Raw genomic sequence first — 26,085 nt, 5'->3', positions numbered from 1 at the left:
GCACCCGTCACCGACCCAACGTCGACCGCAGCCCCACCCGCACCAACGCCGCGTGCAACTGCTCCGACAACGCCACCAACTCACGCGCCGTCTCCGCCGCCCGAGCCCGCGCCGCCGGATCACTCTGCCGCGCCAACGGCGCCACCAACTGCGCGAACAAACCGACCTCCCGGTCCGCCGCCGTCCGATAACCCCGCAGGTGTCGCGGCTCCAACCCGTACGACGCCAACCCCGCCACCGCCGACGCGATGATCAGAGCATCCGCGTCATACCAGCCCGGCGGATCCGACACCAACACACCGAGCCGCTCCAACTCCACCAACGTCGACTCGTCGATCCCACTACGCGCCACCAGATCCGCCCGGCCGAGCCGCACCTGCGACGACTCGGCCGGCTCCCTCAACTCACGACCCGGCACCGCACCATCGGGACCAACCGCCACCAACGCCGGCCGCGACCGCCCCGGCTGCTCACCGGACGAATCCCACTGGGCCAACTGCTCCCGGATCACCCGCAACGGCAGGTACTTGTCCCGCTGCGCGGTCAACACGAACCGCAACCGCGCCACATCGTCCCAGCTGTACTTCCGGTAACCCGCCGCCGTCCGCTGCGGCTCGACCAAACCCTCGGCCTCAAGAAACCGCAGCTTCGAAATCGTGGTGTCCGGAAAATCCACCCGCAACTGCCCAAGCACCTCACCGATGCTCATCAGCGGCTCAGACCGAGCCGCCCCGGGTGACGTGGAGGCCGCAGGCTCGTTCACCCCCGGCCGGCCTCCTCCTCCGGGCGCGGACCGGCGATGAACACCACCCGGAACTTACCGATCTGGACCTCGTCACCGTTGCTCAACGTGGCCGCCTCAACCCGCTCACGGTTGACATACGTGCCATTCAAGCTGCCCACGTCCCGCACCGTGAACGTCCCACCATCGCGGTGGAACTCCGCATGCCGACGCGACACCGTCACGTCATCCAGGAAAATGTCACTGTCCGGGTGCCGGCCACTGGTCGTCACATCGTGGTCCAACAGGAACCGGGCACCCGCATTCGGGCCTCGACGAACCACCAGCAGCGCCATACCCGGCGGCAACGAACCGGACATCCGGCTCGGCACCACATCGGTATCCGGCCCCTCCAGCACTTCGTCGAGCGAACCGAGATTGAGCGTCGAAGTGACGTCGAGTGGGGGGAACTCGTCGTCTGGCCGCGTCATGGGACCACCTCACGGATCTGTTCGGTCGGCGTCGGGTAATGGCGGGTCTGGCCGCCGGGCACATGCACACCCGGCGGCTGGCTCCCCGTGCCCGGGAAGGCAATTCCACAACGCTCAACTATTGGGTTCTCGGTCGACTGGGCGAGCCTAGCCAGCGCCGAAATGCAGGGCAACCGGACGCGCGCAGACATCCCACGCACCGGATCAAGCACACTCAGCCTTCGGTGATCTTCTGATACGCGGCCGCCGTGAGCAACCCATCCGTCGCAGTCGGATCATTCGGCGTGATCTCCACCAACCAACCCTCACCGTACGGATCAGTGTTGATCAGCTCAGGCGTGTCAGCCAACGCGTCGTTGCGCGCCGCCACCGTACCGGCCACCGGCGCGTAGATCTCCGACACACTCTTGGTCGACTCGATCTCACCCAACGAGTCACCGGCCGCGACCACGGCACCCGCCTCGGGCAACTGCACGTACACGATGTCACCGAGCGCGTCCTGCGCGAAGTGCGTGATGCCGACCCGGACCGAAGCCGTGCCGTCACCCGCCACCCACTCATGCTCGGCGGTGTATCGCAGATCCTCGGGAATCACCAGACGCGTCCTTCATCCATCGGTGCCCCGGACCACCCGGGTCCGGCGCGGCCGCGCCGGTCAGGAGACCGGACGGGCGTGTTCCAACTTGATCGGCACGTGCAGCGCCGAAACCTCGGCAACCTCACGCTCCCCAAACGTCACGTTACCGCCGTCACCGCGAACCGACGCCACCACCCCACCAGGAATGTTCAACGCCGTACGCATCGTCGCCGGATCACCGATCACCGTAATCGTGTACGGCCCCGTCAACCGACGCCCCTCCACCATCAACGACCCGTTGTCGTTGTCCCCGTCGAGGAAGTACGTCGACGCGATGATCCGCACCGTCGCCCGATCCCCACCGGAGATCTGCATCGCCTCGGCGCCCGCACCCCGCAGCTCCTGCACCGCGTCCAACACCCGGTTCGCCGAGATCGGCTTCGCCCCGGAATCGAACTGCACCGTCAACCCCGGACCCACCGCCGGCAACGTCCCCGCCAGGATGCCCAACTCGTCCGCCCGCCGCGTCGCCTCATCCAACGCCGCCTGACGACCCTGCTCACCCGAGTGCAACTGCCGCTGACTGTCCTCCAGCGCACGAATATCCTGCTGCAGGCGGTTCTCCCGCGCATCCAGATCCGACAGAATCCGAACCAGGTCCTCCTGCCGCGTGGCCCCCAACGTCGGATCCGCCGACGTCGTCTTCAACTGCACCACCAACGTGAACCCCAACAACGCCAACAACGCCGCGATCATCACCCCGGCCGTACTCCACCGGGACCGAGACGGCACCGCCGGCTCCACCGACCCCACCACCGGCTCCGCCAACCCGTCGGAACTCGCGACCGGCTCCCCCGACGACCGGGACACCGCGCTCAGATCCACCGTCACACCGTCGTCGACCGGCTCCACACCCGGCTCCACCGCAGGCTCATCATCCGACGGCCGCGGCTGCGCCGGCCCCTTGGGCGCCAACGGGCTCAACTCATCCGGATCCGGCGCATCCGGCCGAGGATCCGGCTCACCCGCCGGCCCACCCGGCCGCACCGGACCCGCCGGCTGCGGCCACCCGGTACCCGTGTCGGTCTGCTCGTCACTCATCGCAACCCAACCTACGCCCGGAACAGGTGCCGACGGATCGCCGCCACGTTGCCGAAGATACGCACACCCAACACAACGACCACACCGGTGGACAACTGCCCACCCACCCCCAGCTGATCACCCAGATACACGATCAGACCAGCGACCAGCACGTTCGAAATGAACGACACCACGAACTGCTTGTCGTCGAAGATGCGGTCCAACCGGGCCCGCACCCCACCGAACACCGCATCCAACGCGGCCACCACCGCGATCGGCAGGTACGGCTGCAACGCCGCCGGCACCGTGGGATCAAGCCACACGCCCAGCACCACACCGGCGAGCAACGCCAGCACCGCGATCATCGGCCACCTCCGGAGGGGCTTGCAGTCGTCGCCGGACCGGACGACCCGGGACTGCCGGACCGGACACCCGACGCGGAAGGGCTCGGACTGACCGACGGCTTGGCGTAGCGTAGCTGCGGCTCCGGAGCCGCCGGCAGGGTGAGGTCATCCGACTCCCGCACACCGAACGACAACCCGGTCCCCTGCGCCACCTTCCGCATCAGCGCCGCGTTCCGACTGTCCTCGAACTTGCGCCGCATCGACTCCGGCCCAATCGCCGACACCTCGTACGGCCCGGTCACCGGCCGGAAATCCACAAGCATCGCCTCACCCGCCGACCGGATCGTCGACGTCGAGGTCAACCGCTGCCCGTTGATGGCGATCGCCTCCGCGCCAGCACTCCACAACGCGTTCGCCACCCCCTGCAGGTCGCTGTAGAGCACCCGCGGCGGCCCAGCTCCGACACCGGTCACCGCGTCCGCCTTGTCCGGCGCGTCCGCCAACCGCACCACCACGCCGTCACCGCGCACCCGACCCAGCCCGGTGCTCGCCTCCAGGTTGCGCAACCGGGCGGCGGCCGACCCGCTCAACGCCGCGTCCCGCTGCCGACTGACCTCCTCGCGCAACTGGTCCGCTCGGGTGGACAACCGGTCGGTCTGGTTCTCCCGCTCCTTGATCTGCGCCACCAGACCCGAGCGGGCCTGACTGCGGCCCGGCTCATCCGCCATCGTCTGCCGGTACGCGACCGCGAACAGGAAACCGAGCATCACCACCACGACCAGGCTCACCGACCGCGCCGGCCAGGCCCGCCAGCCGCGCGCCGCAGCGGACTCCGTCGAGCCCCGACGGGCGGCGGCCGCGTCCGCGTACCCCGGATCCAACGGGTTGCGAAACAGCTCGGTGAGGAAATCCGGGGCGTACACCCGGTCCTGGCCGGGCTTGCCCAGCCGCGGCGCGCTCACGCCGCCGCTCCCGGACGGCGCACCGCGCGCACCAGCCGGGCCGCCTGCACGACGTACATCCCGCCGGCCACCCAGTAGAGCACCAGGCCCCACCAGGCCAACGCCCAACCGATGGCGCTCGCCGCCGTCGCCACGTCGGTCGACGCGGTGGCCAGCAGCAGCACCGGGAACGCGGCGAGCAGCAGGAACGTGGCGGTCTTACCCACGTAGTGCACCGGCGGGGGCCCGTACCCGTGGCGACGCAGCACCGCCAGCGAGGCGAGCAGGAGCACCTCACGGGCCAGCAGCGCCGCGGTGAACTGCCACGGCACCACCTCCCGCGCGGTGAAGGCGACCAGGGTGGCGAGGATGTAGAGCCGGTCGGCGAGCGGGTCGAGCAGCTCGCCCAGGCGGCTCACCTGACGCAGGCGGCGGGCGATCCAACCGTCGACCCAGTCGGTGGTGCCGCCGATGGCCAGCACGACGACCGCCGCCACGTCGGCCCGCTCCACCAGGAACAGGTAGAGGAAGAGCGGCACGCCCAGCAGCCGCCCGAAGCTGATCAGGTTGGGCAGCGTGAGCACCTGGTTGCCGGGAACCTCGTCACCGGTGTCTCGCGGTTGCTCTGCCCGAGCCGGCCGACGCGGCACCGATCCTCCTCCACGGCACGCGGCCCCCCGCCGACGCCGGGCGCGGCTGAGGGTCGTACGCGCTGTCGGGCCGACCAGCGCCGGCTCTCCCCTGCGGCCCCGGGCGGGGCCCGTTCCCCTGATGCGGCCCGCGGTCATCGAGATCGCGGGCCGGGTAGATGCGCTGCCACTATATCGGGCCTCCTCACGCGTGCCGGGCGCCGTCGCCGGGCTGTTGGTGCGGCTGTGCCGCACTATGGCGTGGGTCACCACGCCTAAGGCATCCTAGGATACTAGTGAAGAAGGGGGCGGCGTTCAGGCCGTCTGCACCGCGGAGTCGGTCTGCTGCTCGGGCACCGCGTTCGCCGCCCTCGCAAAACCGACCAGCGCCAGCAGGAGCTCGTGCTGCATCCGCGCCGGCATCCGGTCCAGCACCGCCTGCACCGCGCGCTGACGCCGCTCGGCCAACTCCCGCAACAGGGTCAGCGCAGCGGCGGTCGGCACCAACCGCACCTCCCGCCGGTCGCGGGGATCGGCCACCCGGCGCAACAGGCCGGTCGCCTCCAGCCGGTCGCACAGGCGGCTCGCCGACGACGGCACCACGTCCAGCAACTCCGCCAACCCGTTGACGTTGGTCTCCGGTCGACCGCAGATCAGCGTGAGCACCCGCAGCTGGGTGGGCGGCACCTGATGCCGCGCCGCAGCCGAGTCCAGAACAGCGATCAGCGTCCCGGCGGCCGCGTCGATCGCCGCGGCGAGATCCGCAGGTCGCTCCACCTGATGTCCCCTGCCGTCGTCGCGCTGGTGCCCGCCCGACAACGCGGCCGCGACTCTCACCCCGTGCCCTGTTCGCGTGGACCATGCCAGTCCAGACAGACCACGACGGCGTCGTCGCGCAGGTCGGAATCCGCGTGATAGGCGTGCAGTTCGCGCATCACCGTACCAACCGCCTCGGCCGGTGGCTGCAGCCGAGTGGCACGCAGGGAACGCGCCATCATCCGCTGCCCGTACGGCTCCTGCCCCGGCGGCTCGGCGGCCCACACCCCGTCGCTGACCACGAAGAGACGGTCGCCCGGAGCGAGTTGCACCTCCTGAAGCTCGTAGCGCGTCTCGGCGAACATGCCCAGCGGCAGCTGCTGGTCCAGCTTCATGGGCTCGACCGTGGACCCGCGCATCCGCAGCAGATGGGGCGAACCCGCGTCGACCGCCCGCACCCGACCGCAGCGAGTGTCCACCTCGAGCAGCAGGGTGGCCACGTACCGAGCGCCCCGGTGCTGGTAGAAGACCGTGTCCGAGGCCAGCTCGGCCTGTTCCACCAGGCCGCCACCGGAGCGCCGCGCGTTGCGCATCGCGTTCACGGTGACGGCGGTCAACAGCGACGCGGCCAGCCCGGTGCCCTCACCGTTGAGCACCGTCACTGTGAGACGGTCGCCGTCCAGCGACCAGTCGAAGTGGTCACCGCCCACCGTGTACGCCGGTTCGAGCTGACCGGCCAGATCGAACGCGTGGTGCGCCACACCGCGACCGGGCAGCAGATCCCACTGCATCTCGGCGGCCATCGTCAGTCGCTCCCGTCGGCGGGCCCGCCGGTAACGGTCGGTCTCCCGGTCCGCCGCGCGCATCGCCACCGCCAGGGCGTCGGCGATGTCCGTGGCCTGACCGGTGACCGCCGGATTCGGCACGGCCGGCAGCTCGATCAGCAGCACCCCCAGCCGCTCCCCCCACACCGTCAACGGCAGGTAGAGCCGGCACGGGCCCTCGCCGTCGCGTACCGGCTGCTGGCTGCTGAAACAGCGCTGCGCCACGGTGTGGCATTCCAGGAACCCACCCGCCGGCAGGTCCGGGTGCAGCACCGGCCAGAGGCCGCTGATCCGGTAGTCGGCGACGAAGACGTCGGTGCGCAACGCGCCCATCGCCGACCGGATCGCCCGGTCCGCCGCCTCGGCCAACTGGTCGGGCGGGGCTTCGCGCAACGCGCGCGACACCACGTCCGGCGCGTCTACCATCGTCGTCCTCCCCAGAAGCTTGCTATAGGGCAAGCATCATACGGACGCCCTCGGACGGCGGATCGGCGCGGTCAGTCAGCCGCCCGGGTCGCGAGCACACCGTGGAACGCGTCGGGCACCCGGGCCGGAGGACCCTCCGCCCGCCACTGGGCGACCGGGACGATCCCGTCCGCCGTCGGCGCCCATCGACCGAGCAGGGGCGCGAACGCCGCCGGCGGGCGCATCCGAAACTGCGGGCCCATCATGGCCAGCGCCTCCGGGTGACCCGCCAGCTCCTCGGTGTCGAAGTCCACCGCCAGCAGGCTGCCCGGCGCCGCGGCAGCGTACAACTCGTCGAGGGTGCGGGTCAGCGTGGCGTCGTCGAGGAACGCCGCCAGGCCGAGGAAGACCACCCCGACCGGCCGCCGACCCCACCCCGGCACGAAGCGGTGCAGCTGCGCCGGATCGATGGTGCCGATGTCCGTCGCGTCGCCGAAGCCGTAGTCGGCCCGGTCGCTGCCGGCGAGGATGCTCTGTCCCAACCGGATGGTGACCGGATCGACGTCGGTGTAGAGCACCGTCGCGTCGGTGGCGACCTCGTGCACGTTACCCATCGTCGGCACCCCGGCGCCGAACACCAGGAAACCGTCCACGCCCTGACCGGCCATCGCCCGCACCACCCGACCCAGGAACGCCCGCAGCTCCCGGAACACCGGCGCGCACGGCCCGTACGCCTGCTCGAACGCGTGAGCGGCAGCCACGTCCACCGGGAAGTGATGCTGCCCGCCGAGCCAGAAGTCGATCATGCGAGCGGTGCTCGGTTGGTCTGGTTCACCCATCGGCGACGCTCCCTCCCCGGCCGGTCCTCGTCAGCGTACCGATCGGGACGCGCTCAGCGGTATCACGGCGCGAAGGGGTCCGGGCCCGCGATACTGGCCGCGAGCGGAGGTGGGCGGTGAACTCGGCGAACAACGCGGCGGTGGTGGTCGGCGTCGACGGCTCGGAGCCGGCGCTACGCGCCGTCCGCCTCGCCGCCACCGAGGCGGCCCGACAGCATCGACCACTGCGGGTCGTGCACGGCTTCATCTGGCCGCTGCTACGCGTACCGGTCTCCCCCGCCCCGGACGCGCCGCCCGGCGGTGGACTGCGTCACCGGGCCGAGGAACTCGTCGAGGCCGCGGTGAACGAGGCCGAGGCCACCGCGCCCGGGTTGTCGATCTCCGGCGAGATCATCGACGGGGAGGCCGCCGCGGTGCTGGTGGGCGAGTCCCCCACCGCCGCGCTCATCGTGCTCGGCGACCGCGGGCTCGGTGGGTTCTCCGCGCTGGTGGTCGGCTCGGTCGCGGTGCAGGTCGCCGCGTACGCCGACTGCCCGGTGCTGGTCGCCCGCGGCACGCAACGCCCCGACCAGCCGGTGCTGGTGGCGGTGGACGGTTCGGACGCCTCCCGGCGGGCGGCGGACGTCGCCGCCGAGATGGCCGTGTCGCTCGGCGTGCCGCTGGTGGCGGTGCACGCGTACCGGCACCCCGGCAGCAGCGGACCGGGCGACATGCAACCCCTGGTGTACGACGAGGCGAAGCTGCACCGCGAGCAGGAACGGATGCTCGCCGGGTGGCTGACCGGCCTCACCGAGGACCACCGGGGTCTGCGGTTGACGTGCCAGGCGACACGTGGTCGACCCGGCACCGTGCTCGCCGAGGCGTCCCGCTCCGCCCAACTGGCGGTGGTCGGCGGGCGCGGGCGCGGCGAGGTGACCGGGTTGTTGCTGGGGTCGGTGAGCCAGTCGATGCTGCACCACGCCCACTGCCCGGTCATGGTGGTCCGCGCTCCCCACTAGCCCGCCGGGGTTCGTCCGCCGCCAGGCGGGTAGACGGCCGCGGTACGCCCAGCGGACGGTGGGCAGCACCAGGTGCCCAGACCGACGAAGGAGGCACAGATGCCAGGACCACGGCCGGGCAGTAACGCGTACGACAAGCAGCGGGCACGGTTGCGCAACGCGATCGACGACTCCGGACGCCGGGTGCCCGACGGCAAGGCCAACCAGGTCGCCAACCGGATCCTCCAGGAGGATCGCGGCCAACGCGGCGTGGTGCGCGGTGACCGCGCGTACGGCCCGAAGAGCGAGCGCGAACCGGGCGACCCGAAGTGAGCAGGGTCGACGTGGCCGACGGCGCCATCGCGGGCGCCGTCGGCAGCACCGCGCTGAACGTGGTCAGTTACCTCGACATGGCACTGCGGGGACGGCCCGAGAGCGACGTCCCGCAGGAGACCGTCGACCGGCTGGCCGGGATCGCGCACGTGGACCTGGGCAACGGGGCCCGGGCGGCCAATCGCCGCTCGGGCCTCGGGCCGCTCATCGGGTACGGGCTGGGAATCGCCGCAGGCGTCGGGTTCGCGCTGTACGCGGGTGGTCGGCGTCAGCCGTTGCCGGTGGCCACCGGGCTGCTCGGCGCCGGTGTCATGACCATGACCGACGGGTCGATCACGGTGCTCGGGATCAGCGACCCGCGCACCTGGCGGCGCTCCGACTGGATCTCCGACATCATTCCGCACCTCGCGTACGGGCTGGCGGCCGCCGCCACCTGGAACAGGTTGCGGCGGCCGCCAGGTCGCGGTCGCTGATCGGGTCAGCGGGTGTCGCTGTCGTCCTCGGCCACCGGCTCGCCGGCCGGGCCGTACGGCGACACCTGCCCCTTGGGCACCGGTCGACCCTGGTCGCCACGCGACGTACCACGGTTGGCCGGATGCCCGCCCGGAGCCGGGCCCTTGTTGTCCTGGCTGGTCGCGCCCAGTGCGTTGCGGCGCAGCTCCTGCTGCTGCGGGTTCGTCACGGGGTGTCTCCCTCCGGTACGGCAGGCGGCATCGACCGCCTCCACCGCCGGCATACCCGCCCGCCGCTGTGGCATTCCGACAGCTGTCACCGGTACGACGGCTAGCGCGTCCCCAACTGGGTACCCCACGGGTGTGGGCAATGATCGAACGGTGGTGCGGGTCCTGCTCGACCGGCGTGGCCGCACGTACGCCGAGGAGGCCGGCATCAAGCTCGCCGACCGGCCCGGCCCGCTCTACCAGCTGTTGGTGCTGACCACGCTGCTGAGCACCCGGATCCGGGCGTGTGTGGCGGTGGACGCCGCCCGCGAGCTGTTCGCCGCCGGTTACCGCACCCCACAGGCCATGGAGGCGGCCAGTTGGCAGGAGCGCGTCGACGCGCTGGGCCGAGGCCACTACCGCCGCTACGACGAGCGGACCGCCACCATGCTCGGCACCGGCGCCCGGCTGTGCCTGGACCGCTGGCACGGCGACCTGCGACGGCTGCACCGGGAAGCCCAGGGTGATCCCGCCGGGCTGCGTCGGCGACTCACCGAGTTCCCCGGCATCGGCCCCACCGGGGCTGACATCTACCTGCGCGAGGCGCAGTCGGTCTGGTCGGACGTGCGCCCGTACGCCGACCGTCGGGCCCTGGCCGGGGCGAAGCGGCTGGGTCTGCCGGGGTCCCCGGATCGGCTCGCCGGTCTCGTCGACGAACCGGACTTCGGCCGGCTCGCCTCTGCGCTGGTGCGGGTGGCGTTGGGTGAGGAGTCCGCCGGTGAGGTCACCCGCGTCGCCGCCCGGTGACGCTGTCACTTGACCGTCTTGTCCCCCGGACGGGTCAGGTGCCACACCAGCAGCGCGGCGAGCAGGGCCAGGATGACCACCCCGCCGGAGATGCCGCGGCCCTCCTCGGGACTGCGCCCGGCGCTGCCGAAGTAGATCACCGCGAGGCCGGCCAGCACCGTGACGAACGTCCGCAATCCTCGGTCCTTCACGTCTGGCACGGTAAGCGGACCACGGTCGCCGGCGTACCAGTTTGGACCTTTTGTCATTCTTCTGAGTGAGTGTCAGCGCTCGGTGACGAACCCGCAGAGCCGTACCCGGCGCACCGCCCGATCGGCGACCTCCACCACCTGCAGGGTCAGCCCGGGCAGCCGCACCGTCTCACCCGGGGAGTCGGGCAGGTGCCGCAGCCGGGCCAGCACCAGACCAGCGACCGTCGTGTAGTCCCGGGACAACGGGAAGCTCAGCCGCACCCCCAGGTCCGGCAGGTCGTGCAGCGGAAAGTCACCGGGCACCAGCAGCGAGCCGTCCGGCTCCCGGACGACCCCGCGCACGTCACGGTCTGTCTCGTCGTACAACTCGCCGACCACCTCGGCCAGCAGATCCTCCATGGTGATCATGCCGTCGATGCCGCCGTGCTCGTCGACGACCAGGGCCAGTTGCTGATGTTCCTGCCGCAACTGCCGCATCGCGTCGGCGACCGGCAGGGTCACCGGCAGCAGCAGCGGCGCACGGACCCGCTCGCCCACTTCGGCGGTGCCGGCCCGCACCAGGTCACGGATGTGCACCACCCCGAGCACCTCGTCCAGGCCGCCGGGACCCGTGACGGGAGCACGGGACCGTCCGGCGGCGGCGAGCCACCGGACCCCCTCGTCGGCGGCCAGGCTCGCCGGTAGCGTGGTGACCTCCCGCCGGGCCACCAGGATCTCCCGCAGCGTCCGGCCGGCGATGTCGAACGCGCCGGTCAGGATCTCCCGCTGCTGGGCCGACAGGCCGCGCTGGCTGGCCAGCATCTCCCGCAGCTCCTCCTCGGTCATCTCCTCCCGGTTGGCCCTCGGATCACCACCGGCCAGCCGCACGACCGCGTCGGTGGCCCGGCTGAGCAACCACACCGCCGGGCGGGACACCCGGGCGAGCAGGTCCAGCGGACCGGCACTCAGCAACGCCCACCGCTCGGCCCGCTGCATGGCCAGCCGCTTCGGCGCCAACTCGCCCAGCACCAGCGTGACGAACGTCAACGCCACTGTCACCAGCAGCACCGCGGCGGGACGCGCCGCCCCACCGAGAAAACCCAACGGGCCGACCAGCGGACCGGCCAACGACACCGCTGCCGCCGCCGACGCGAGGAACCCGGCCAGGGTGATCCCCAGCTGGATCGTGGCCAGGTAGCGGTTCGGGTCGCGGGACAACCGCACCAACCGGTCCCCAGCCCGGCTGCGCCGACCCAGCCGCCGCAACTGCCCCTCGCGCAGGGTCACCAACGCCATCTCACTGCCGGAGAGCGCGGCGTTGACGAGCACCAGCACGGCCACCAACGCCAACTGCCCGAGCTGACCGCCCATCGCGTACCCCCGTCCGCCGCCTGAGGTCACTCAACCGCAGCGGGCCGCGGCGCGGGCCCGGTTTGCCACCGCGCCCGGTTCAGTCGACCTCCAGGTCGTCCAGCGAGATGGCGTGGGTCATCAGCCACCGGGCCAACGCCGACATCCCGAACAGCCACAGCGGCACCGACTCGGTGGGGCCGTTGGTGGCGTAGATGGCGAAGCGCAGGTCCGGAGCGCGGTACGCCTCGATCCGCCACCGGTGCTGCCGGTCCCGCCAGACCGCCGAAGGGTCCATGGCGTCACCGTAGGTGACCACCGCCGACCTCGGGGTCGGTTGGCCGGCACCGCCGGCTCAGCCCGGCACCACCGTCGTTCCGAACACGATCCGGGCGACGGACACCAGCAGGCTGATCCCGATGCCGGCGAGGATCAACCAGCCGAAGCCACGCCACCCCGAGCCCCGGCCGGGCACCGGCGCCTGCGGCGGTTTCCACAACTCCCGGTACGTCCACGCCAGCACACCTGTCCCGAACGGCAGGAGCCCCACCCAGAACCAGAACCACCTGCTGCCGGCCAGCGGCGGCGCGCCGACGATCAGCCGGCCCAGCCACAGCAGAGTCAGCACACCGGCGAGCAGACCCGCGGCGTTCCCGATCCGCTGCCCCGGGTCACCGTCCGCGCTCCCCGCAGCGGAAATGGTGGCGAGCCGAGCTTCCCGCCAGCTCGGCGGGGCGCCCGCCGACGGGTCCGGCTCGGCGAGATGCGAATCCCAGGCGGGCGTTGCGTCAAGGATGTAGCGGCTCTGGCCGTTCGGCACTGTCCAGACGAGCATCGCGCCGTTTGTCGCAAACTGCGGTCGGGGCCGGCTCCCCCAGTACGCGCCGTCGTCGGCCCAGCCGGACGCCCGCTGGAAGGCCACCACCTGGCCGGTCGCGAGATCGCGGTCGAGCTGGGCCTCGGTCGACTGGCGGGGCTCGACCCACCACGCCAGACCGGCCCACAGCACCCAGAGCACCGGCAGCCCCCAGCGCAGCGCCACCGGGACGATCTCCCGCCACCGACCATCGAACGGCCGCGACCGGGACGGGGTCACCTCGACCATCAGCCCACCGTCGCATCTCGGCGCAACCGTGTCAGCACCGGATCGGTCGCGGCGGTCAGCGGTCAGGTTGATCCTGGTCCGTCGGCACGGTGGCGCGCCGGACGCACTCGCGCAGCAGATCTCGACGTCGGGAATGCACGTCGTCGGGTTCCTGACTGCTGGCCGCATAGACGTTGCTCACCGGCGACCAGGCCATGGACATCGCGATGACCAGGGCCATGATGTCGAACGGGTCACCACCGCGGATCCGACCGGCGGCCTGGGCCTCGGCGATTGCGGTGAGCTTGCGATCGTCGTAGTGCTGGTGGGTCTCGACGAGGTGTCCGGCGGGCCGGCGTTCCAGCCGCGTCCACGTCGCGAGCCGGATGAGGTCGGGGCGGCGCAGGTATTCGTCGTAGAGACGAACGGCCCAGTCGGCGAGATCGTCGGCGTCGATGGGCACGACGTTGGTGATGCGTTCCAGCGAGCTGAGGAAGATCGCGTCGAAGAGTCGTTCCTTGTCCCCGAAGTAGGCGTAGAGCTGCGCCTTGTTGGTGCGGGCCGCCGTCACGATGCGTTCGACGCGGGCCCCGGCGATGCCGTGTTGGGCGAACTCCTCGGTGGCGGCGTCCAGGATGCGCTGGTAGGTCGCGGCACCTCGCGAGGTCAGGGGCTGCTCCGGCATTTTTCCACACTAGCAAAACAGAACGGTTGGTTTGCTTCGGCTCGCCGCCCGACCTAGGCTGCAACAGACCGAACAGTCTGTTTGTAGGAGATCGATCATGCGAAGGACCACTGGATGGCGAGCGACCGGCCCGACGGAGCTGCGGCGTACCGAGATCGAGCGCCGTGACCTACGCCCGGACGACATCGCGGTGCGGGTCGACCACTGCGGGGTCTGCCACAGCGACCTGCACGCCCTGCGCGACTACGGCCAGCACACCAACGCACCGCTGGTGCCGGGTCACGAATTCACCGGCGTGGTGACCGGCACCGGCCCCGAGGTGACCAGCTTCTCGATCGGCGAGAGCGTCGCGGTGGGCAACATCGTCGACTCCTGCGGCGCCTGTGCCATGTGCGCAGCCGGACAGGAGAACTTCTGCCACTCCTTCCCGACCCTGACCTACGGCGGCACAGACCGACAGGACGGGTCGACGACCCTGGGTGGCTTCTCCCGCGAATACGTGGTGCGAAACACCTTCGCCTATCCGCTCCCCGCCGGCCTCGACCCGGCCGCAGCCGCCCCGCTGCTGTGCGCCGGCGTCACCGTCTGGGAGCCCCTGCGCTCCCATCGCGTCGGCCCCGGCACTCGCGTCGCCGTGGCCGGGCTCGGCGGCCTGGGCCACCTCGCGGTCAAGATGGCCGTGGCACTCGGCGCTACCACGACCGTGATCAGCCGCACGCTGGACAAGCGGGACGACGCCCGCCGGCTCGGCGCACACGACCTCGTCGACTCCACCGATCCCCAGCAGATGGCTGCTGCCCGCGACACCTTCGACCTCGTCATCGACACCGTCTCCGCACCGCACGACCTCGCTCCCTATCTGAAGCTCGTGGCGATGGACGGCACCCTCAGCCTGCTCGGATACCTGGGTCCGGTGACCGTCGAAACCACCGACCTGCTCATCGGCCGCAAGAAGCTCAGCTCCGCCGGGAGCGGAGGCCGCCGCTCGACAGCCGAGATGCTCCGGTTCTGCGCCGACAACGACGTCACCGCCGACATCGAGGTCCTCCCGTCGGCGCAGGTGGGCACGGCACTCGACCGCCTGCGGCGAAACGACGTCCGCTACCGCTTCGTGCTCGACATGTCCGACCTGGACTGAACGTGGTTGGCGAGGTCGCGGCGCTCAGGTGACGACGATGCGGGCGTCGTCGGGAAGCCGGCGGGTCGCGCCCCGCCGGTCCAGCAACTCCAACAGGGGCACCGCCACCCGGCGGGTGGTGTCCAACGCCTGCCGCGCCGCGGAGAGGGTGAACGGCTGCGGCAGCCCGGCCAACACCCGCACCGCGTCGTCGAGCACGTCGGGCAGCAACACCACGTTGTCGGCCAACCGCAGCAGGGCACCGGCGCGCACCGCCGCACCGATCTCCCGGGGGCCCAGACCGAGGTCGACGAGGCGATCCGCTTCGGGGGCGCGGAACGGCCGGTCGCCGTACTCGGCGCGGACCCGCTGCACGGCCCGGGCCACCGGTTCGGGCAGCGCAGCGGTGCTCGCCGCCCCGACCCGGCCGGAGTGGATCCGCAGCGGCGGCCGGACCAGCGCCTCGACCAGGACCCGGTCGGGCAGGGCGAGACGCTGCCGCAACGCGTCCACCGGCATCCCGGGCTCCAACGGGTGCTCGCGCGCGTGGCGGGCGACCTCCTCGGTCAGCCGCCCGGCGAGCATCCGCCAGTACGCGGGGTCGGCCAACCAGTCACCGGCCACCGGCTTGGCGAACGCCGGCCGGCCCTGACCCGGCGCGGTGGGCACCGGCACGCCCATCCGGACCAACGCGCCGGCCCGGACCAGCCGGCGGCGGCGCAGCTCCCCCGCCAGGTCGGGTCGACCGTCCAGCTCGGCGAGGACCTGGGCGCGGGCGGCAGCCGCGCCGCGTCGCGCCAGCGGTGGGGGTGCCACGTCCAACACCCGCACCCCGCCGCTGACGTGGTGGCGGCCCGGGTCCCGCAGCAGCGCCCGGTCACCCACCAGCAACGGCAGCGGTCGGGCCAACCGCAGCCGGACGGTGTCCGGGCCGAGCGGGCGCACCCGTACCGGCACCGCCGCCGACCCGACGTGCAGGGTGAGGGTGGCCGGCAGGTCGGCGGCCGGGTCGCCGGCGAGCCGGACGTCGACCAGGTCGGTGTGGTGAAACCGGCCCGGGGTGAGCAGCGCGTCGCCCCGGCCGAGCCGGTCGCGGGGCGTACCGCGCAGGTTGACAGCGACCCGGGCGACCGCCGCCGCCTCCGGTCGGGCCTCGCCCAGCGAGTGCAGGCCACGGACCCGGACCGGTTCGTCGGCGCCGGCCAGCTCCAGTTCGTCGCCCACCCGCAGCCGACCGGCGCCGAGGGTGCCGGTGACGACGGTGCCGCTGCCCCGCACGGTGAAGCTGCGGTCCACCCAGAGCCGGACCGGATCATCCAGCACCGGCACGGGAAGGTCGACGGCGAGCCGGTCCAGGGCGGCCCGCAGCTCCGGCAGGCCCGCGCCGGTCAGGCCACTGACCGCCACCGCCGGCACCGCGCCGAGGCTGGTCGCGGCGATCTCGGCGCGGGCGCGGGCCGTCGCCGGCCCCGGATCGGCCAGGTCCGCGCGGGTCACCGCCAACAGGCCGTACGCGACGCCGAGCGCGTCGAGGGCGGCCAGGTGCTCGGCGGACTGCGGCATCCAGCCCTCGTCGGCGGCCACCACGATCAGCGCCGCCGGGACCGGGCCGACCCCGGCGAGCATGTTCGGCACGAACCGTTCGTGCCCGGGTACGTCGACGAACGCGACGGTGCCGCCGGACGGCAGTGTCGTCCAGGCGAAACCCAGGTCGATGGTCATCCCCCGGCGGCGTTCCTCCGCCCATCGGTCGGGTTCCATCCCGGTCAACGCCCGCACCAGCGTCGATTTGCCGTGGTCGACGTGCCCGGCGGTCGCGACGACGAACACGGTCAGTCGTCCCCGGGCACGCGCAGCACCGCCTGGCGGACGGCCTCGTCGGCGTCGGCGGGCACACAGCGCAGGTCGAGCAGGAGCCGGCCGCGCACCACCCGGCCGAGGACCGGCGGGTCTCCGGTGCGCAGCGGCGCCGCGTACCGCTCGGGCAGGCTCAACGCCCACGAGTCCAGCTCCACCCCGGGGGCGCCGCCCCCGCCGACCACCGCGACGGCCGGCACCACCTCCGCCTTGCGGCCGTCCGCGCCGAGCCGGTCCCGCAGCCGCTCCACCCGTTCGCGCAGGACACCCGGGTCGGCGTGCAGCGCCGCCCGGGTCGGGGTGCCCGGTTGGTGCAGAGTGGCGGCCAGCCCGGCCAGGGTGAGCTTGTCCACCCGCAACGCCCGGGCCAGCGGGTGGCGACGCAGCCGGTCGATCAGCTCGGCGTCACCCAGCAGCAGCCCCGCCTGCGGCCCACCGAGCAGCTTGTCGCCGCTCGCGGTAACCAGTGCGGCGCCCGCGCGCAGGGTGCTGGCCGCGTCCGGTTCGTCGGGCAGCAGCGGGTCCGCGTCGAGCAGACCGGAGCCGATGTCCGCGACCACCGGCACCCCGAGCGTGGCCAGTTGCCGAACGCCGGTGGTGGAGGTGAAGCCGATGACCCGAAAGTTCGACGGGTGCACCTTGAGCACGAAGCCGGTCTGCGGGCCGAGCGCGGCGGCGTAGTCCGCGAGGGTGGTGCGGTTGGTGGTGCCCACCTCACGCAGCCGCGCGCCGGTGCTCTCCAGCAGGTCAGGCAGGCGGAAACCGTCGCCGATCTCGACCAGTTCGCCCCGGCTGACCACGATCTCGCGGCCGGCGGCCAACGCGGTGGCGGCCAGCACCAGCGCGGCGGCGCCGTTGTTGACCACGTGCACGGCCCCCGCGTCGGGTACGGCGGCGGCCAGCGCGTCGAGCGCGCCCCGGCCGCGGCGGGCCCGCCGGCCGGTGGCGAGGTCCAACTCGACGTCGGTGTGCCCGGCGGCGGCCACCACCGCGGCGACCGCTGCGGACGACAACGGCGCCCGGCCCAGGTTGGTGTGCAGCACGACACCGGTGGCGTTGAGCACCACCCGGGGCCCCGGGGTGGGCAGCGCGGCGACAGCGGCGTCGCGTACCTCGTCGGGTTTGAGCTCACCGCGGCGGGCGCGGTCCTGCGCGTGGGAAACGACCGCCTTGACCTGGTCCCGGCCGAGGGTGACGGTGGCGGCGGCCAGCACCGGATCGGCGAGCAGGGTGTCCGTACGGGGCACCCGCCGTCGCGGGTCCACCGGGCCGTCGCCCATCACGTCATCTCCAAGCGGTGTGGCGGAGACGGACGGGAATCGAACCCGCCTGGCCCGGGTCCCGGACCACTCCGGTTTTGAAGACCGGGAGGGGCACCAGCCGCCTGAACGCCTCCACCGGACATTCGATCACACCGTGGGCGGGGCCGCCCGATTAGGTGGAAGATCCATGCTGCTTCGTCGGGCTTCGAGCCGTTCGCGCTGGGGCACCACCGTGTACCGAGGGTCGCGGGCGGAGGCGACGCCACCGTAGAAGATGCCGAACCGGGTCAGCACCGACGCGGCCAGCAGCGCGGTACCGGAGAGCGCACCGACCACTCGGCTGCGCCGTCCCAACAGGGCGCCCGCCACCCCGCCGGCGGTCAGCAGCCGCCCGGCGCGCAGCAACCGACCAGGCCGGCCCAACCGGTAGGGCTCGCTGAGCAGGCCGAGGCGGGTCTCCACCCGATGCGCGCCGTACAGCTCCAGGGCCGCGCCGGCCACCGCCATCCGGCGGGCCGGCCCGGCCTGGGCCGGCGGCGCGGCGAGCAGACCCACGCCGGCACCGCTGGCCAGCGCGCTGCCCGCGAAGATCACCGGCAACTCGGGGTACGCCTCATGCCACGACGGCACCGCCGTGTCCGCCAGCAACACCCCGGTGTACGTGGCCAGCGCCGGTGCGGTGCCGGCGGCGACCAGCCCAGCGGCGTGCCCGATCGGCGGCAACACCCGGCCGGCCAGCCCGAGCAGACCGTGCCGGGGCAGCACACCGGCCGCCTCGGCGATCGCGGCGACGCCCGCCGCCGGCCCGTACGCGGTGAGGATCCAGGTGCCCATCGACATCGGCGAGGTCGGCTTGGCCACCCGCAGCATGTGGTGGAACCGCGCCGGACGGCCCAGATCCTTCACCAGGAAGACGGCGCTGGCGCTGACGGCGGCCAACGCGGTGACCCGACCGGCGCGGCGCAGCGCGGGCCGGCCGGTGAGCTGCCCACCGGCGGCGAGCAGCGACGAGCCGGCGGCCAACCCGCCGGTGAACAGGTACGCGGCGATGTCCCACTTCCAGACCGGTGCCTTCAGAACGGGCCGACCGTAGTAGGACGTGAACTCGGCCTCCGGCACCCGCAGTTCCTCGCCGCCACCGCCGCGCCGCCCGCGTCGCCGGCCGGAGGCTTCGGTCGTTCGCCGCGCCGGCCGGTCGCCGCGACGGGAACCGGCGGCCCCGTTACCGCTGGCGGTGTCCCTGTCGTTCGGGCGGTCGCCGCCGTGCGCAAGCTCGGCACCGCTCGCGGTTTCCGCACCGCCCGCGGCGCTGGTCCGGTCGTCGCCCACCCGTGCCTGGTGGCTGCCCTCGGCGGCGAGCCGCTCCCGGAAACGACGGAACCGGTCGCCGACCGGGCCCGGTGGGGTCATGAGGAACCTCCGACGAACGCGGCGACGGTCGCCGCCGCCATGGCGAGCGCGGCGAGGCCGGCACGTTTCCACATCTTCGGCAGGTCGCGGGTGGTCACCACCGGGTCAGGTGGCAGCCCGTACACCTCGGGCTCGTCGAGGAGCAGGAAGAACGCACCGTCACCACCCACGCCGTCGTTCGGGTCGTGCCCGTACAGCCGCGCCTCGGGAACCCCCCGGTCGTGCAGCGTCCCGACCCGGGCGGCGGCGCGTTCGCGCAACTCGTCGAGGGGGCCGTACTGAATCGACTCGGTCGGGCACGCCTGCGCACACGCCGGCATCATCCCCGCACCCAACCGGTCGTAGCACAGCGTGCACTTCCACGCCCGACCATCGTCCTTACGCTGATCGATCACGCCGTACGGGCAGGCGGAGATGCAGTAGCCGCAGCCGTTGCAGATGTCCTCCTGCACCACCACCGTGCCGAACTCCGTCCGGAACAGGGAACCCGTCGGACACACGTCCAGGCACGCCGCATGGGTGCAGTGCTTACAGACGTCCGACATCATCAACCACCGGAAATCCGTGCGACCCTCCGCACCGGACCCCCGCCCCGGCGGCTGGGCCCCCGGCATCCCCAGAAACTGCGGTCCCGCGTCGACCGGCCGGTCAGGGCCAACGTCCACCGGCGCGCCGAGGACGTCCGCCGGCGAGGCGCGATGCCCGGCCGGGCGGGGCTGCTCAATGAACGCCACATGTCGCCACGAGTTCGCGGTCAGGGCCCCGGTGTTGTCGTACGACATGCCCAGCAGGTCGAGCCCGCTCTCGGGAACACCGTTCCACTCCTTGCAGGCCACCTCGCAGGCCTTGCAGCCGATGCAGACGCTGGTGTCGGTGAAGAACCCCATCCGCGGCGGCGCGTTCTCGTAGCCCGCCTCGGGTGCCGGGTCCAACGGACCGTACAGGCTGTTCGGGTCAGGAAGCACCGTGCTCCTTCCCCTCATCGTCAGTGGTCACGGCCGGGGCGTGCTGGCCCGGGGTGATCCCGGCGCGCCGCTGGTAGTCGGCCACCAGGTCGAGCAACGCCGGCCCGGTCGGGCGACGGCCCGGCCGCACGTCGCAGGTGCCGACCTTGCTCTCCTGGATCAGGACGTTCGGGTCCAGGCTGATGCCGAACAGGTCGTTCGCCGAGTCGCCGGTCACCAAGCCCTCGAAACCGAAGTGGTACGGCAACCACACCTGGTGGATGATCCGACCATCCACCCGCAGCGGGGTGAGCCGGTCGGTCACCAGCACCTTCGCCTCGATCACCGCGCGGCCGCTGACCAGGTGCGCCCAGCCCAGATGCGTCAGCCCGACCTCGGCGGCCAAATCCGGGGACACCTCGACGAACATCTCCGGTTGCAACTCGGCCAACGGTGACACGGTCCGGCTCATCGCGCCGGCGGTGTGGTGCTCGGTGAGCCGGCTGACCGTGAACACGTACGGGAACACCTGACCGTGCTCCTGCGGCGGGCTCGGGTTCACCGAATTCACCGGATGCGCGTACATCTTGCGGGTCGGATTGGCCTGCTGGCCGTAGAGCGGGTTACGCACCGGCGACTCCACCGGCTCGTAGTGCGTCGGCAGCGGACCATCCAGGACACCGCTGGGCGCGTACAACCAACCCTTGCCGTCGCCCTGCATGACGAACGGGTCGTCGCCGGCGATGCCCTCCGTCCCGGACGCGCCGGGTGCCGGCCGGTACGACGGTGGCTTGGTCTTCTCGAAGTCCGGCACGTCGTAGCCGGTCCACTCGGACTTCTCCGCGTCCCACCACACGTAGCGTTTGCGCTCACTCCACGGGTTACCGTCCGGGTCCGCGGAGGCACGGTTGTAAAGGATGCGCCGGTTCGCCGGCCACGCCCACCCCCACTCGGCGGCCACCCAGTCCTGCTCGTGTCGGGACTTGCGGCGGGCCGCCTGGTTCACCCCGTCCGCGTACACCCCGGTGTAGATCCAACAACCGATCGCGGTGGAGCCGTCCGCGCGTGCCTCGGCGAAACCGGACAGCGGGCGGCCGGTCGTCACGTCGTACCCGTTGATCTCCCGCAGCACCGCCTCGGCGCTCGGCTCCGCCTGTGGACCGTGCGTGGGGTAGTCCCAGGTGAGGTCGAGCAGCGCCCGGTCGCGCGGCAACGGCGAGTCGGCCAGCTTCTCCCGCAGCTTTCGGCCCAGGTGATAGAAGAACCACAGCTCGGAGCGGGCGTCGCCTGGCGGCTCGACGGCCTTCTCCCGCCACTGCAACAGGCGCTGCGTCTGGGTGAAGGTGCCCTCCTTCTCCACATGCGACGCGGCGGGCAGGAAGAACACCTCGGTACGGCACTCCTCCGGCACGATCTCCCCGGTCGCCACCTCGGGGCCGTTCTGCCAGAACGTCGCACTCTCGATCATGAACAGGTCCCGGACCACCAGCCAGTCGAGGTTGGCCATGCCGAGCCGCTGCGCCCGACCGTGCGCCGACCCGACCGCCGGGTTCTGCCCAAGTAGGAAGTACCCCTTGATCTTCCCGTCGATCATGTTCAGCACCTGCTGGTACGTGCCATGATCACCAGTCATCCGGGGCAGGTAGCCGTAGCAGAAATCGTTCTCCGGTGTCGCCGCGTCACCCCAGTACGCCTTCAGCAGGCTCGCCGCGAACGACCTCGCGTTACCCCAGAACCCCTTCTGCCCGGGGTGGCGGATGCTGTCCACCCACTCGTCCAGGGTCGGGTGCTCGGCGTGGTGCGGCATCGGCAGATAGCCCGGCAACAAATTGAACAACGTCGGAATGTCAGTCGACCCCTGGATGCTGGCATGCCCCCGCAGGGCCATCACCCCACCACCCGGACGACCCATGTTGCCCAACAACAACTGGATGATCGCACCGGTACGGATGTACTGCACCCCAACACTGTGCTGCGTCCAACCCACCGAATAAACCAACATCCCGGTGCGATCCCGACCCGAGTTCTCCGTCCACGCCCGCGCCAACTCCAGAAACTTCTCCTGCGAGATACCGCAGACCCGCTCCACCATCTCCGGCGTGTAACGGGCGAAGTGCCGCTTGAGGATCTGGTAGACGCAACGCGGATGCTGCAACGTCTCGTCACGCCGGGTCTGCCCACCCACCTGCGCGCCGTGCGACTCGTGCGTCAACCCCGCAGCGCTGTCCCGCTCCTGCGCGGTGTGCCCACTGCCCGACGAACCCTCGTGCCCCTCGTACTGCCAACTGTCCTGCACGTACGTGCCGGTCTCCGGATCGAAACCGGAGAAGAAGCCGTCGCCGTCCTCAGTGTCGCTGAACTCCTCGCTCACGATCGTCGCCGCATTGGTGTACGCGACCACGTACTCCCGGAAGTCCAGCTCGTTGTCCAGGATGTAGCGCACCACCCCACCGAGCAACGCGATGTCCGTGCCGGCCCGAATCGGCAGATATGCATCCGCGACCGCGCTGGTTCGCGTGAACCGTGGGTCGACGTGGAAGACCTTCGCGCCTCGGCGCTTGGCCTCCATCACCCACTGGAAACCCACCGGGTGCGCCTCAGCCATGTTCGAACCCTGAATGACGATCACGTCAGCGTTGGCGATGTCCTGCTGGAAATCCGTCGCACCGCCACGACCAAAGCTGGCCCCCAGACCGGGGACAGTGGCGGAGTGTCAAATACGGGCCTGGTTCTCGATCTGGAGAGCCCCCATCGCGGTGAACAACTTCTTGATGAGGTAGTTCTCCTCGTTGTCCAACGTCGCCCCACCCAGACTGGAAATCCCCAGCGTCCGGTTGAGCGGCCGGCCCTGCGTGTCGACGTCCTCCCAGGTCTGCTCCCGGGCGGCCAGGATCCGGTCGGCGATCATGTCGAGCGCCGTGTCGAGCTCCAGACCTTCCCACTGCGTGCTGTACGGGCGGCGGTAGCGGACCGTCGTCTGCCGCAACGGGCTCGTCACCAGGCTCTTACTCGCCGAACCCTTCGGACAGAGCCGACCCCGCGAGATCGGGCTGTCCGGATCGCCCTCGATCTGACTGACCTGCCCGTCCTTCACGAACACCCGCTGACCACAACCCACAGCGCAGTACGGACAGACCGACCGGGCCACACTGTCAGCGGTATCCGTCCGGGCAGTGAGCGCGCGAGACCCATCGGACTTCGCCGCCGCACCCCGACCCAACGGGTCCGTGCCGGTGAGCTGGCGATAGACCGGCCAACCCTCGAACCAGCTGCGCACCCCCATCGCCACACCTTCCCGACTAATCCCGCCAAATATGAACACTCTGACGTTAGATGAGATGCCGGCCCGGTCGCAGCGGGATCACCAACAGTCATGCCTCCGTTACCTCTCAGTGCGCTTTAGCAAACACACGGTTGGTAGTCCTGCCTTGCGGCGGGACGGTCCCGGTCTGACCGGCGGATGCCGTGCCGGGTTCACGCTTCGTCGCCACCTGCCCGCGTACGCGGGTCTTCTGGTCGGCTCCACGTGCTGCCACCGGGCCACTCCCGACGGTATCGAACTCGGCCGCGAGAGCGGCCAGGTTCAAGGAGGCGTTGCGGTCCCGGTCGATGACCAGACCGCACGCCTCGCAGGTGTATTCGCGCTCGGACAGGGCCAGCTTGGTTTTCACCGTGCCGCAACCCGAGCAGGTCTTGGAGGACGGATACCAGCGGTCGGCCAGCAGCAGACGGCCGCCGTTCCACCCGGTCTTGTACGCCAGTTGGCGACGGATCTCCGCGAACCCGGCGTCGGCGACGCACCGGGCCAGCTTGCGGTTGGCCAGCATCCCGACCACGTTGAGGTCTTCGACCACGATGGTGGCGTGCTCACGCGCGAGCCGGGTGGTGAGCTTGTGCAGCCCGTCGCGGCGCAGATGAGCGACCCGGGCGTGCGCACGACCGGCCCGCGCAGCTGCCCGCTCCCACCGCTTCGACGCCCGTCTTCCGGTACGCCGGTCCGGGCCGGTCTTGCGTGACAGCGCCCGGCCCAACGAGCGCATGCGTTGGTGCGCGGCGGCTAGGTGGCGCGGGTTGTCGACCAACTCGCCAGTGGACAGCACCGCAAGGTGCTTGATCCCGACGTCCACGCCGACGACCGACCGCGGCCGGGCAGGGGCGCGTTCGGCCCGTTCGACTTCGACGGTGAACGACACGTGCCAGCGTCCGCCGCCGCGCCGCACGGTCGCGGACATGATCCGGGCGGTGCCGTTGTCCAAACGCCGGGCGAGTTTGCGGGCCGACTCGTGCAGCTTCAACCGACCCAGCCTCGGCAGCACCACGTGCATGCGGTCGGGCTCGACCCGGATCGCCCCGGTGGTGAACCGCACGGATGGCGCAGTGCGGCGGCGGGACTTGAACCGGGGAAACCTGACCACTCGCCCGGCCCGTGCGCCCCCGCGGGAGTCAGCCCAATTCTTCAAGCCGCGCGCGAGGGCTTCCAAGCCCGTGTTGAGGGCGAACCGGTACGCCTGAATCGTCTTCACACCCGAGCCCCGGTAGCGGCTTCGACTACGCGGCGGGCGCGGTTCGCGGCGGCGCGACGACCGGACAGGCGGGCGCACAGCGAGGTCAGGATCTCGATGACGTCGCAGACCAGATCGTCATCGACCTCGGTGACCACCCGGTCCACGCCGAGCTTCTGACCGGTCACCCACACGGACACCCGGGCGACCTGACGGTCCAGATCCGCCTTCTGATCGGCTGACGACACCCGCTCGTACACCACGGTCTGCCCGGCCTCGGCCGCCGTTCCGGTGACCGGATCTCCGACCATGATCAGGCGGCCGATCCGGTAGGTGGGCACGACGCCAACTATGCCGACCAGCGAGCACAACTGACGACCGACACGCCGGCAGCTGTCAGCCCCCGGCCTGTCGAGCAGCCCGGGAGGGGCATGGAGAGGCATGGAGTACGGCGATGGTCAGTGCTGTTGCAGCTGGCCGATCCGCTGGTCGCTGAAGGTCCGGTAGCGGCGCAGCTCCCAGAACAACCAGCCGATGCTGATGATCGCCAACACGACGAAGACCAGTGAGCCGGAGAACGTGTCCCAGAGGGTGTGCAGGACGACGACACCCAGGAACGTGCCGATGAACCCGAAGAGCCGGGCGACGCTCGGGCTTGCCAACAGCGCCCAGAGCGCGCCGGCGGTGAGCCCCGTCCAGGCGGTGTGCCCGGCGGGCGCGGTCAGCCCACGGATGAACAACGTCTGCTCCACCGCGCCGATGTTGCCCTGCGAGCTCAGCAGCGCGGTGAAGGCGTAGCCCATCGTCTCCAGCGCGGCGAAGCCCATACCGGCCGCCACACCGATGATCAGCCCGTCCGACGGCACCCGACGCCGATGTTGGGCCACCACCGTGAACAGCAGCACCACCGGGACGATCAGCTTCGCCGACTCCTCGATCAACGCCACGAACAGCATCGGCAGGGCGCCGAGCCCGCGCAGGGTGTCGTACTCCAGGGTGCCGGCGACCACCGTGCCGATCACACCGCCGAAGAACGCCGACGTCACCAGCACCGACGCCGGCACCTGCCACCGCCCGGTGCGGGCCTGCGCGAATGTCAGGAACGTCAACGGCACCAGCGTCGCCCCGAGCAGGATCAACGCCGGTACGAAGTTCGGATTCTTGGTGCTGACGAGGGTCCGCAGCACCGCCATGTAGAGGATCAACCCGATGACGAGCACCCCGAGCCACGCCCACCGGCGGGAACTATCACGCATACCGCGCAGTCTGGCCGACCAAGGTTACGAAGACCCACCCCCTGAGATCCTCACAACTCCAACCC

The 26,085-nt window shown here is 71.3% G+C and carries 28 protein-coding genes, 1 tRNA gene and 1 pseudogene; 5 read left to right on the top strand and 25 right to left on the bottom strand.

Translation table 11 applies throughout. The features are described 5' to 3' along the window. Positions 1–7: 7 nt before the first annotated feature. From ftsR to DLJ59_RS19440, 10 genes are all read right to left on the bottom strand, one after another. The gene (gene ftsR / locus DLJ59_RS19485; protein WP_208648769.1) at positions 8–709 is read right to left on the bottom strand and encodes a transcriptional regulator FtsR; all 702 of its coding nucleotides are present in this window, start codon (positions 707–709) and stop codon (positions 8–10) included. Positions 710–759: 50 nt separating this feature from the next. Continuing rightward, positions 760–1,212, bottom strand: coding sequence for an oxoglutarate dehydrogenase inhibitor Odhl (gene odhI / locus DLJ59_RS19480; RefSeq protein WP_007071101.1), 453 nt, complete (start codon positions 1,210–1,212; stop codon positions 760–762). 214 nt (positions 1,213–1,426) lie between these two features. Then, on the bottom strand, positions 1,427–1,807 hold the full coding sequence (gene gcvH, locus DLJ59_RS19475) for a glycine cleavage system protein GcvH (RefSeq protein ID WP_091397961.1): 381 nt from the start codon (positions 1,805–1,807) through the stop codon (positions 1,427–1,429). A 60-nt stretch (positions 1,808–1,867) separates the two neighbouring features. After that, positions 1,868–2,890, bottom strand: a complete 1,023-nt coding sequence (locus DLJ59_RS19470; RefSeq protein WP_124774068.1) for a DUF881 domain-containing protein — start codon at positions 2,888–2,890, stop codon at positions 1,868–1,870. Between the two features lie 11 nt (positions 2,891–2,901). Continuing rightward, the gene (locus DLJ59_RS19465) at positions 2,902–3,234 is read right to left on the bottom strand and encodes a small basic family protein (protein ID WP_030327710.1); all 333 of its coding nucleotides are present in this window, start codon (positions 3,232–3,234) and stop codon (positions 2,902–2,904) included. After that, on the bottom strand, positions 3,231–4,175 hold the full coding sequence (locus DLJ59_RS19460) for a DUF881 domain-containing protein (RefSeq protein ID WP_124774067.1): 945 nt from the start codon (positions 4,173–4,175) through the stop codon (positions 3,231–3,233). Before DLJ59_RS19460 ends, DLJ59_RS19465 begins: the two co-directional genes overlap by 4 nt. Beyond that, complete coding sequence (gene clsA / locus DLJ59_RS19455) at positions 4,172–4,804, bottom strand: cardiolipin synthase ClsA (protein ID WP_124774066.1); 633 nt, start codon at positions 4,802–4,804, stop codon at positions 4,172–4,174. The genes DLJ59_RS19460 and clsA overlap by 4 nt, the downstream gene beginning before the upstream one ends. Positions 4,805–5,098: 294 nt before the next feature. Further along, a complete protein-coding gene (locus tag DLJ59_RS19450; protein WP_124774065.1) occupies positions 5,099–5,560 on the bottom strand; it encodes a MarR family winged helix-turn-helix transcriptional regulator in 462 nt (153 codons plus the stop codon). 56 nt (positions 5,561–5,616) lie between these two features. Then, the gene (locus tag DLJ59_RS19445) at positions 5,617–6,789 is read right to left on the bottom strand and encodes a PP2C family protein-serine/threonine phosphatase (RefSeq protein WP_124774064.1); all 1,173 of its coding nucleotides are present in this window, start codon (positions 6,787–6,789) and stop codon (positions 5,617–5,619) included. 71 nt (positions 6,790–6,860) lie between these two features. After that, complete coding sequence (locus DLJ59_RS19440) at positions 6,861–7,607, bottom strand: SAM-dependent methyltransferase (RefSeq protein WP_124774063.1); 747 nt, start codon at positions 7,605–7,607, stop codon at positions 6,861–6,863. A 116-nt stretch (positions 7,608–7,723) separates the two neighbouring features. Here DLJ59_RS19440 and DLJ59_RS19435 point away from each other — a divergent pair, with 116 nt between their 5' ends. From DLJ59_RS19435 to DLJ59_RS19425, 3 genes are all read left to right on the top strand, one after another. Next, a complete protein-coding gene (locus DLJ59_RS19435; protein ID WP_124774062.1) occupies positions 7,724–8,605 on the top strand; it encodes a universal stress protein in 882 nt (293 codons plus the stop codon). Positions 8,606–8,704: 99 nt separating this feature from the next. After that, positions 8,705–8,917 (top strand): hypothetical protein, encoded by a 213-nt coding sequence (locus tag DLJ59_RS19430; RefSeq protein WP_030327717.1) that lies wholly within the window; start codon positions 8,705–8,707, stop codon positions 8,915–8,917. Beyond that, positions 8,914–9,390 carry a hypothetical protein gene (locus DLJ59_RS19425; protein WP_124774061.1) on the top strand — a complete coding sequence of 159 codons (477 nt, stop codon included), beginning with the start codon at positions 8,914–8,916 and terminating at the stop codon, positions 9,388–9,390. The genes DLJ59_RS19430 and DLJ59_RS19425 overlap by 4 nt, the downstream gene beginning before the upstream one ends. 5 nt (positions 9,391–9,395) lie before the next feature. Here the strand turns inward: DLJ59_RS19425 and DLJ59_RS19420 are convergent, their stop codons facing one another. Continuing rightward, the gene (locus tag DLJ59_RS19420; RefSeq protein ID WP_124774060.1) at positions 9,396–9,599 is read right to left on the bottom strand and encodes a hypothetical protein; all 204 of its coding nucleotides are present in this window, start codon (positions 9,597–9,599) and stop codon (positions 9,396–9,398) included. Between the two features lie 133 nt (positions 9,600–9,732). Between DLJ59_RS19420 and DLJ59_RS19415 the strand changes: the two genes are divergently transcribed. Then, a complete protein-coding gene (locus tag DLJ59_RS19415) occupies positions 9,733–10,383 on the top strand; it encodes a hypothetical protein (RefSeq protein ID WP_124774059.1) in 651 nt (216 codons plus the stop codon). 5 nt (positions 10,384–10,388) lie between these two features. Here DLJ59_RS19415 and DLJ59_RS19410 read toward each other — a convergent pair whose 3' ends face one another. From DLJ59_RS19410 to DLJ59_RS19390, 5 genes are all read right to left on the bottom strand, one after another. Then, the gene (locus DLJ59_RS19410) at positions 10,389–10,574 is read right to left on the bottom strand and encodes a hypothetical protein (protein WP_124774058.1); all 186 of its coding nucleotides are present in this window, start codon (positions 10,572–10,574) and stop codon (positions 10,389–10,391) included. 72 nt (positions 10,575–10,646) lie between these two features. Beyond that, positions 10,647–11,924, bottom strand: coding sequence for a hemolysin family protein (locus DLJ59_RS19405; protein ID WP_124774057.1), 1,278 nt, complete (start codon positions 11,922–11,924; stop codon positions 10,647–10,649). 79 nt (positions 11,925–12,003) lie between these two features. Then, a complete protein-coding gene (locus DLJ59_RS19400; protein WP_030327722.1) occupies positions 12,004–12,201 on the bottom strand; it encodes a hypothetical protein in 198 nt (65 codons plus the stop codon). A 57-nt stretch (positions 12,202–12,258) separates the two neighbouring features. Continuing rightward, positions 12,259–13,008 (bottom strand): hypothetical protein, encoded by a 750-nt coding sequence (locus DLJ59_RS19395; RefSeq protein WP_124774056.1) that lies wholly within the window; start codon positions 13,006–13,008, stop codon positions 12,259–12,261. 55 nt (positions 13,009–13,063) lie between these two features. Next, the gene (locus DLJ59_RS19390) at positions 13,064–13,672 is read right to left on the bottom strand and encodes a TetR/AcrR family transcriptional regulator (protein WP_124774055.1); all 609 of its coding nucleotides are present in this window, start codon (positions 13,670–13,672) and stop codon (positions 13,064–13,066) included. Between the two features lie 97 nt (positions 13,673–13,769). Between DLJ59_RS19390 and DLJ59_RS19385 the strand changes: the two genes are divergently transcribed. Next, positions 13,770–14,810 (top strand): NAD(P)-dependent alcohol dehydrogenase, encoded by a 1,041-nt coding sequence (locus tag DLJ59_RS19385; protein WP_124774054.1) that lies wholly within the window; start codon positions 13,770–13,772, stop codon positions 14,808–14,810. Positions 14,811–14,834: 24 nt separating this feature from the next. Here DLJ59_RS19385 and selB read toward each other — a convergent pair whose 3' ends face one another. The 9 genes and pseudogenes from selB to DLJ59_RS19340 all read right to left on the bottom strand — a co-directional run bounded on the left by selB (position 14,835) and on the right by DLJ59_RS19340 (position 26,020). Further along, on the bottom strand, positions 14,835–16,619 hold the full coding sequence (gene selB / locus DLJ59_RS19380) for a selenocysteine-specific translation elongation factor (RefSeq protein ID WP_124774053.1): 1,785 nt from the start codon (positions 16,617–16,619) through the stop codon (positions 14,835–14,837). Between the two features lie 2 nt (positions 16,620–16,621). Continuing rightward, positions 16,622–17,926 (bottom strand): L-seryl-tRNA(Sec) selenium transferase, encoded by a 1,305-nt coding sequence (gene selA, locus DLJ59_RS19375; protein ID WP_124774052.1) that lies wholly within the window; start codon positions 17,924–17,926, stop codon positions 16,622–16,624. Between the two features lie 20 nt (positions 17,927–17,946). After that, positions 17,947–18,042, bottom strand: a tRNA-Sec gene (locus tag DLJ59_RS36355). A gap of 13 nt (positions 18,043–18,055) precedes the next feature. Beyond that, on the bottom strand, positions 18,056–19,318 hold the full coding sequence (nrfD, locus tag DLJ59_RS19370) for an NrfD/PsrC family molybdoenzyme membrane anchor subunit (protein ID WP_208648768.1): 1,263 nt from the start codon (positions 19,316–19,318) through the stop codon (positions 18,056–18,058). Continuing rightward, positions 19,315–20,301: a 4Fe-4S dicluster domain-containing protein gene (locus DLJ59_RS19365; RefSeq protein ID WP_124774051.1), complete on the bottom strand. Its 987-nt coding sequence runs from the start codon at positions 20,299–20,301 to the stop codon at positions 19,315–19,317. The genes nrfD and DLJ59_RS19365 overlap by 4 nt, the downstream gene beginning before the upstream one ends. Further along, positions 20,273–23,545, bottom strand: a complete 3,273-nt coding sequence (fdh, locus tag DLJ59_RS19360; protein ID WP_279635765.1) for a formate dehydrogenase — start codon at positions 23,543–23,545, stop codon at positions 20,273–20,275. The genes DLJ59_RS19365 and fdh overlap by 29 nt, the downstream gene beginning before the upstream one ends. A gap of 106 nt (positions 23,546–23,651) precedes the next feature. Beyond that, complete coding sequence (tnpB, locus tag DLJ59_RS19350; RefSeq protein ID WP_208648766.1) at positions 23,652–24,785, bottom strand: IS607 family element RNA-guided endonuclease TnpB; 1,134 nt, start codon at positions 24,783–24,785, stop codon at positions 23,652–23,654. Beyond that, positions 24,782–25,105 (bottom strand): annotated as a pseudogene (locus DLJ59_RS19345) (IS607 family transposase); the annotation flags it as partial. The gene tnpB and the pseudogene DLJ59_RS19345, both read right to left, overlap by 4 nt. Positions 25,106–25,222: 117 nt before the next feature. Further along, positions 25,223–26,020: a PrsW family intramembrane metalloprotease gene (locus DLJ59_RS19340; RefSeq protein WP_124774047.1), complete on the bottom strand. Its 798-nt coding sequence runs from the start codon at positions 26,018–26,020 to the stop codon at positions 25,223–25,225. Between the last annotated feature and the right edge of the window lie 65 nt (positions 26,021–26,085).

Origin of the sequence: Micromonospora inaquosa (assembly GCF_003857055.1) — a bacterium.
GTDB classification, from domain to species: domain Bacteria; phylum Actinomycetota; class Actinomycetes; order Mycobacteriales; family Micromonosporaceae; genus Micromonospora; species Micromonospora inaquosa.
Note: the sequence above shows the minus strand (reverse complement) of the source record. Positions and strands in the feature narration are given on the sequence as shown.

What these genes read in the sequence shown, in the direction of transcription:
- ftsR (WP_208648769.1), bottom strand. Translation starts at nt 709, where the DNA reads ATGAGCATCGGTGAGGTGCTTGGGCAGTTGCGGGTGGATTTTCCGGAC.
- odhI (WP_007071101.1), bottom strand. Translation starts at nt 1,212, where the DNA reads ATGACGCGGCCAGACGACGAGTTCCCCCCACTCGACGTCACTTCGACG.
- DLJ59_RS19470 (WP_124774068.1), bottom strand. Translation starts at nt 2,890, where the DNA reads ATGAGTGACGAGCAGACCGACACGGGTACCGGGTGGCCGCAGCCGGCG.
- DLJ59_RS19465 (WP_030327710.1), bottom strand. Translation starts at nt 3,234, where the DNA reads ATGATCGCGGTGCTGGCGTTGCTCGCCGGTGTGGTGCTGGGCGTGTGG.
- DLJ59_RS19445 (WP_124774064.1), bottom strand. Translation starts at nt 6,789, where the DNA reads ATGGTAGACGCGCCGGACGTGGTGTCGCGCGCGTTGCGCGAAGCCCCG.
- DLJ59_RS19440 (WP_124774063.1), bottom strand. Translation starts at nt 7,607, where the DNA reads ATGGGTGAACCAGACCAACCGAGCACCGCTCGCATGATCGACTTCTGG.
- DLJ59_RS19430 (WP_030327717.1), top strand. Translation starts at nt 8,705, where the DNA reads ATGCCAGGACCACGGCCGGGCAGTAACGCGTACGACAAGCAGCGGGCA.
- DLJ59_RS19405 (WP_124774057.1), bottom strand. Translation starts at nt 11,924, where the DNA reads ATGGGCGGTCAGCTCGGGCAGTTGGCGTTGGTGGCCGTGCTGGTGCTC.
- DLJ59_RS19400 (WP_030327722.1), bottom strand. Translation starts at nt 12,201, where the DNA reads ATGGACCCTTCGGCGGTCTGGCGGGACCGGCAGCACCGGTGGCGGATC.
- DLJ59_RS19395 (WP_124774056.1), bottom strand. Translation starts at nt 13,008, where the DNA reads ATGGTCGAGGTGACCCCGTCCCGGTCGCGGCCGTTCGATGGTCGGTGG.
- DLJ59_RS19390 (WP_124774055.1), bottom strand. Translation starts at nt 13,672, where the DNA reads ATGCCGGAGCAGCCCCTGACCTCGCGAGGTGCCGCGACCTACCAGCGC.
- DLJ59_RS19385 (WP_124774054.1), top strand. Translation starts at nt 13,770, where the DNA reads ATGCGAAGGACCACTGGATGGCGAGCGACCGGCCCGACGGAGCTGCGG.
- selA (WP_124774052.1), bottom strand. Translation starts at nt 17,926, where the DNA reads ATGGGCGACGGCCCGGTGGACCCGCGACGGCGGGTGCCCCGTACGGAC.
- nrfD (WP_208648768.1), bottom strand. Translation starts at nt 19,318, where the DNA reads ATGACCCCACCGGGCCCGGTCGGCGACCGGTTCCGTCGTTTCCGGGAG.
- DLJ59_RS19365 (WP_124774051.1), bottom strand. Translation starts at nt 20,301, where the DNA reads ATGAGGGGAAGGAGCACGGTGCTTCCTGACCCGAACAGCCTGTACGGT.
- DLJ59_RS19340 (WP_124774047.1), bottom strand. Translation starts at nt 26,020, where the DNA reads ATGCGTGATAGTTCCCGCCGGTGGGCGTGGCTCGGGGTGCTCGTCATC.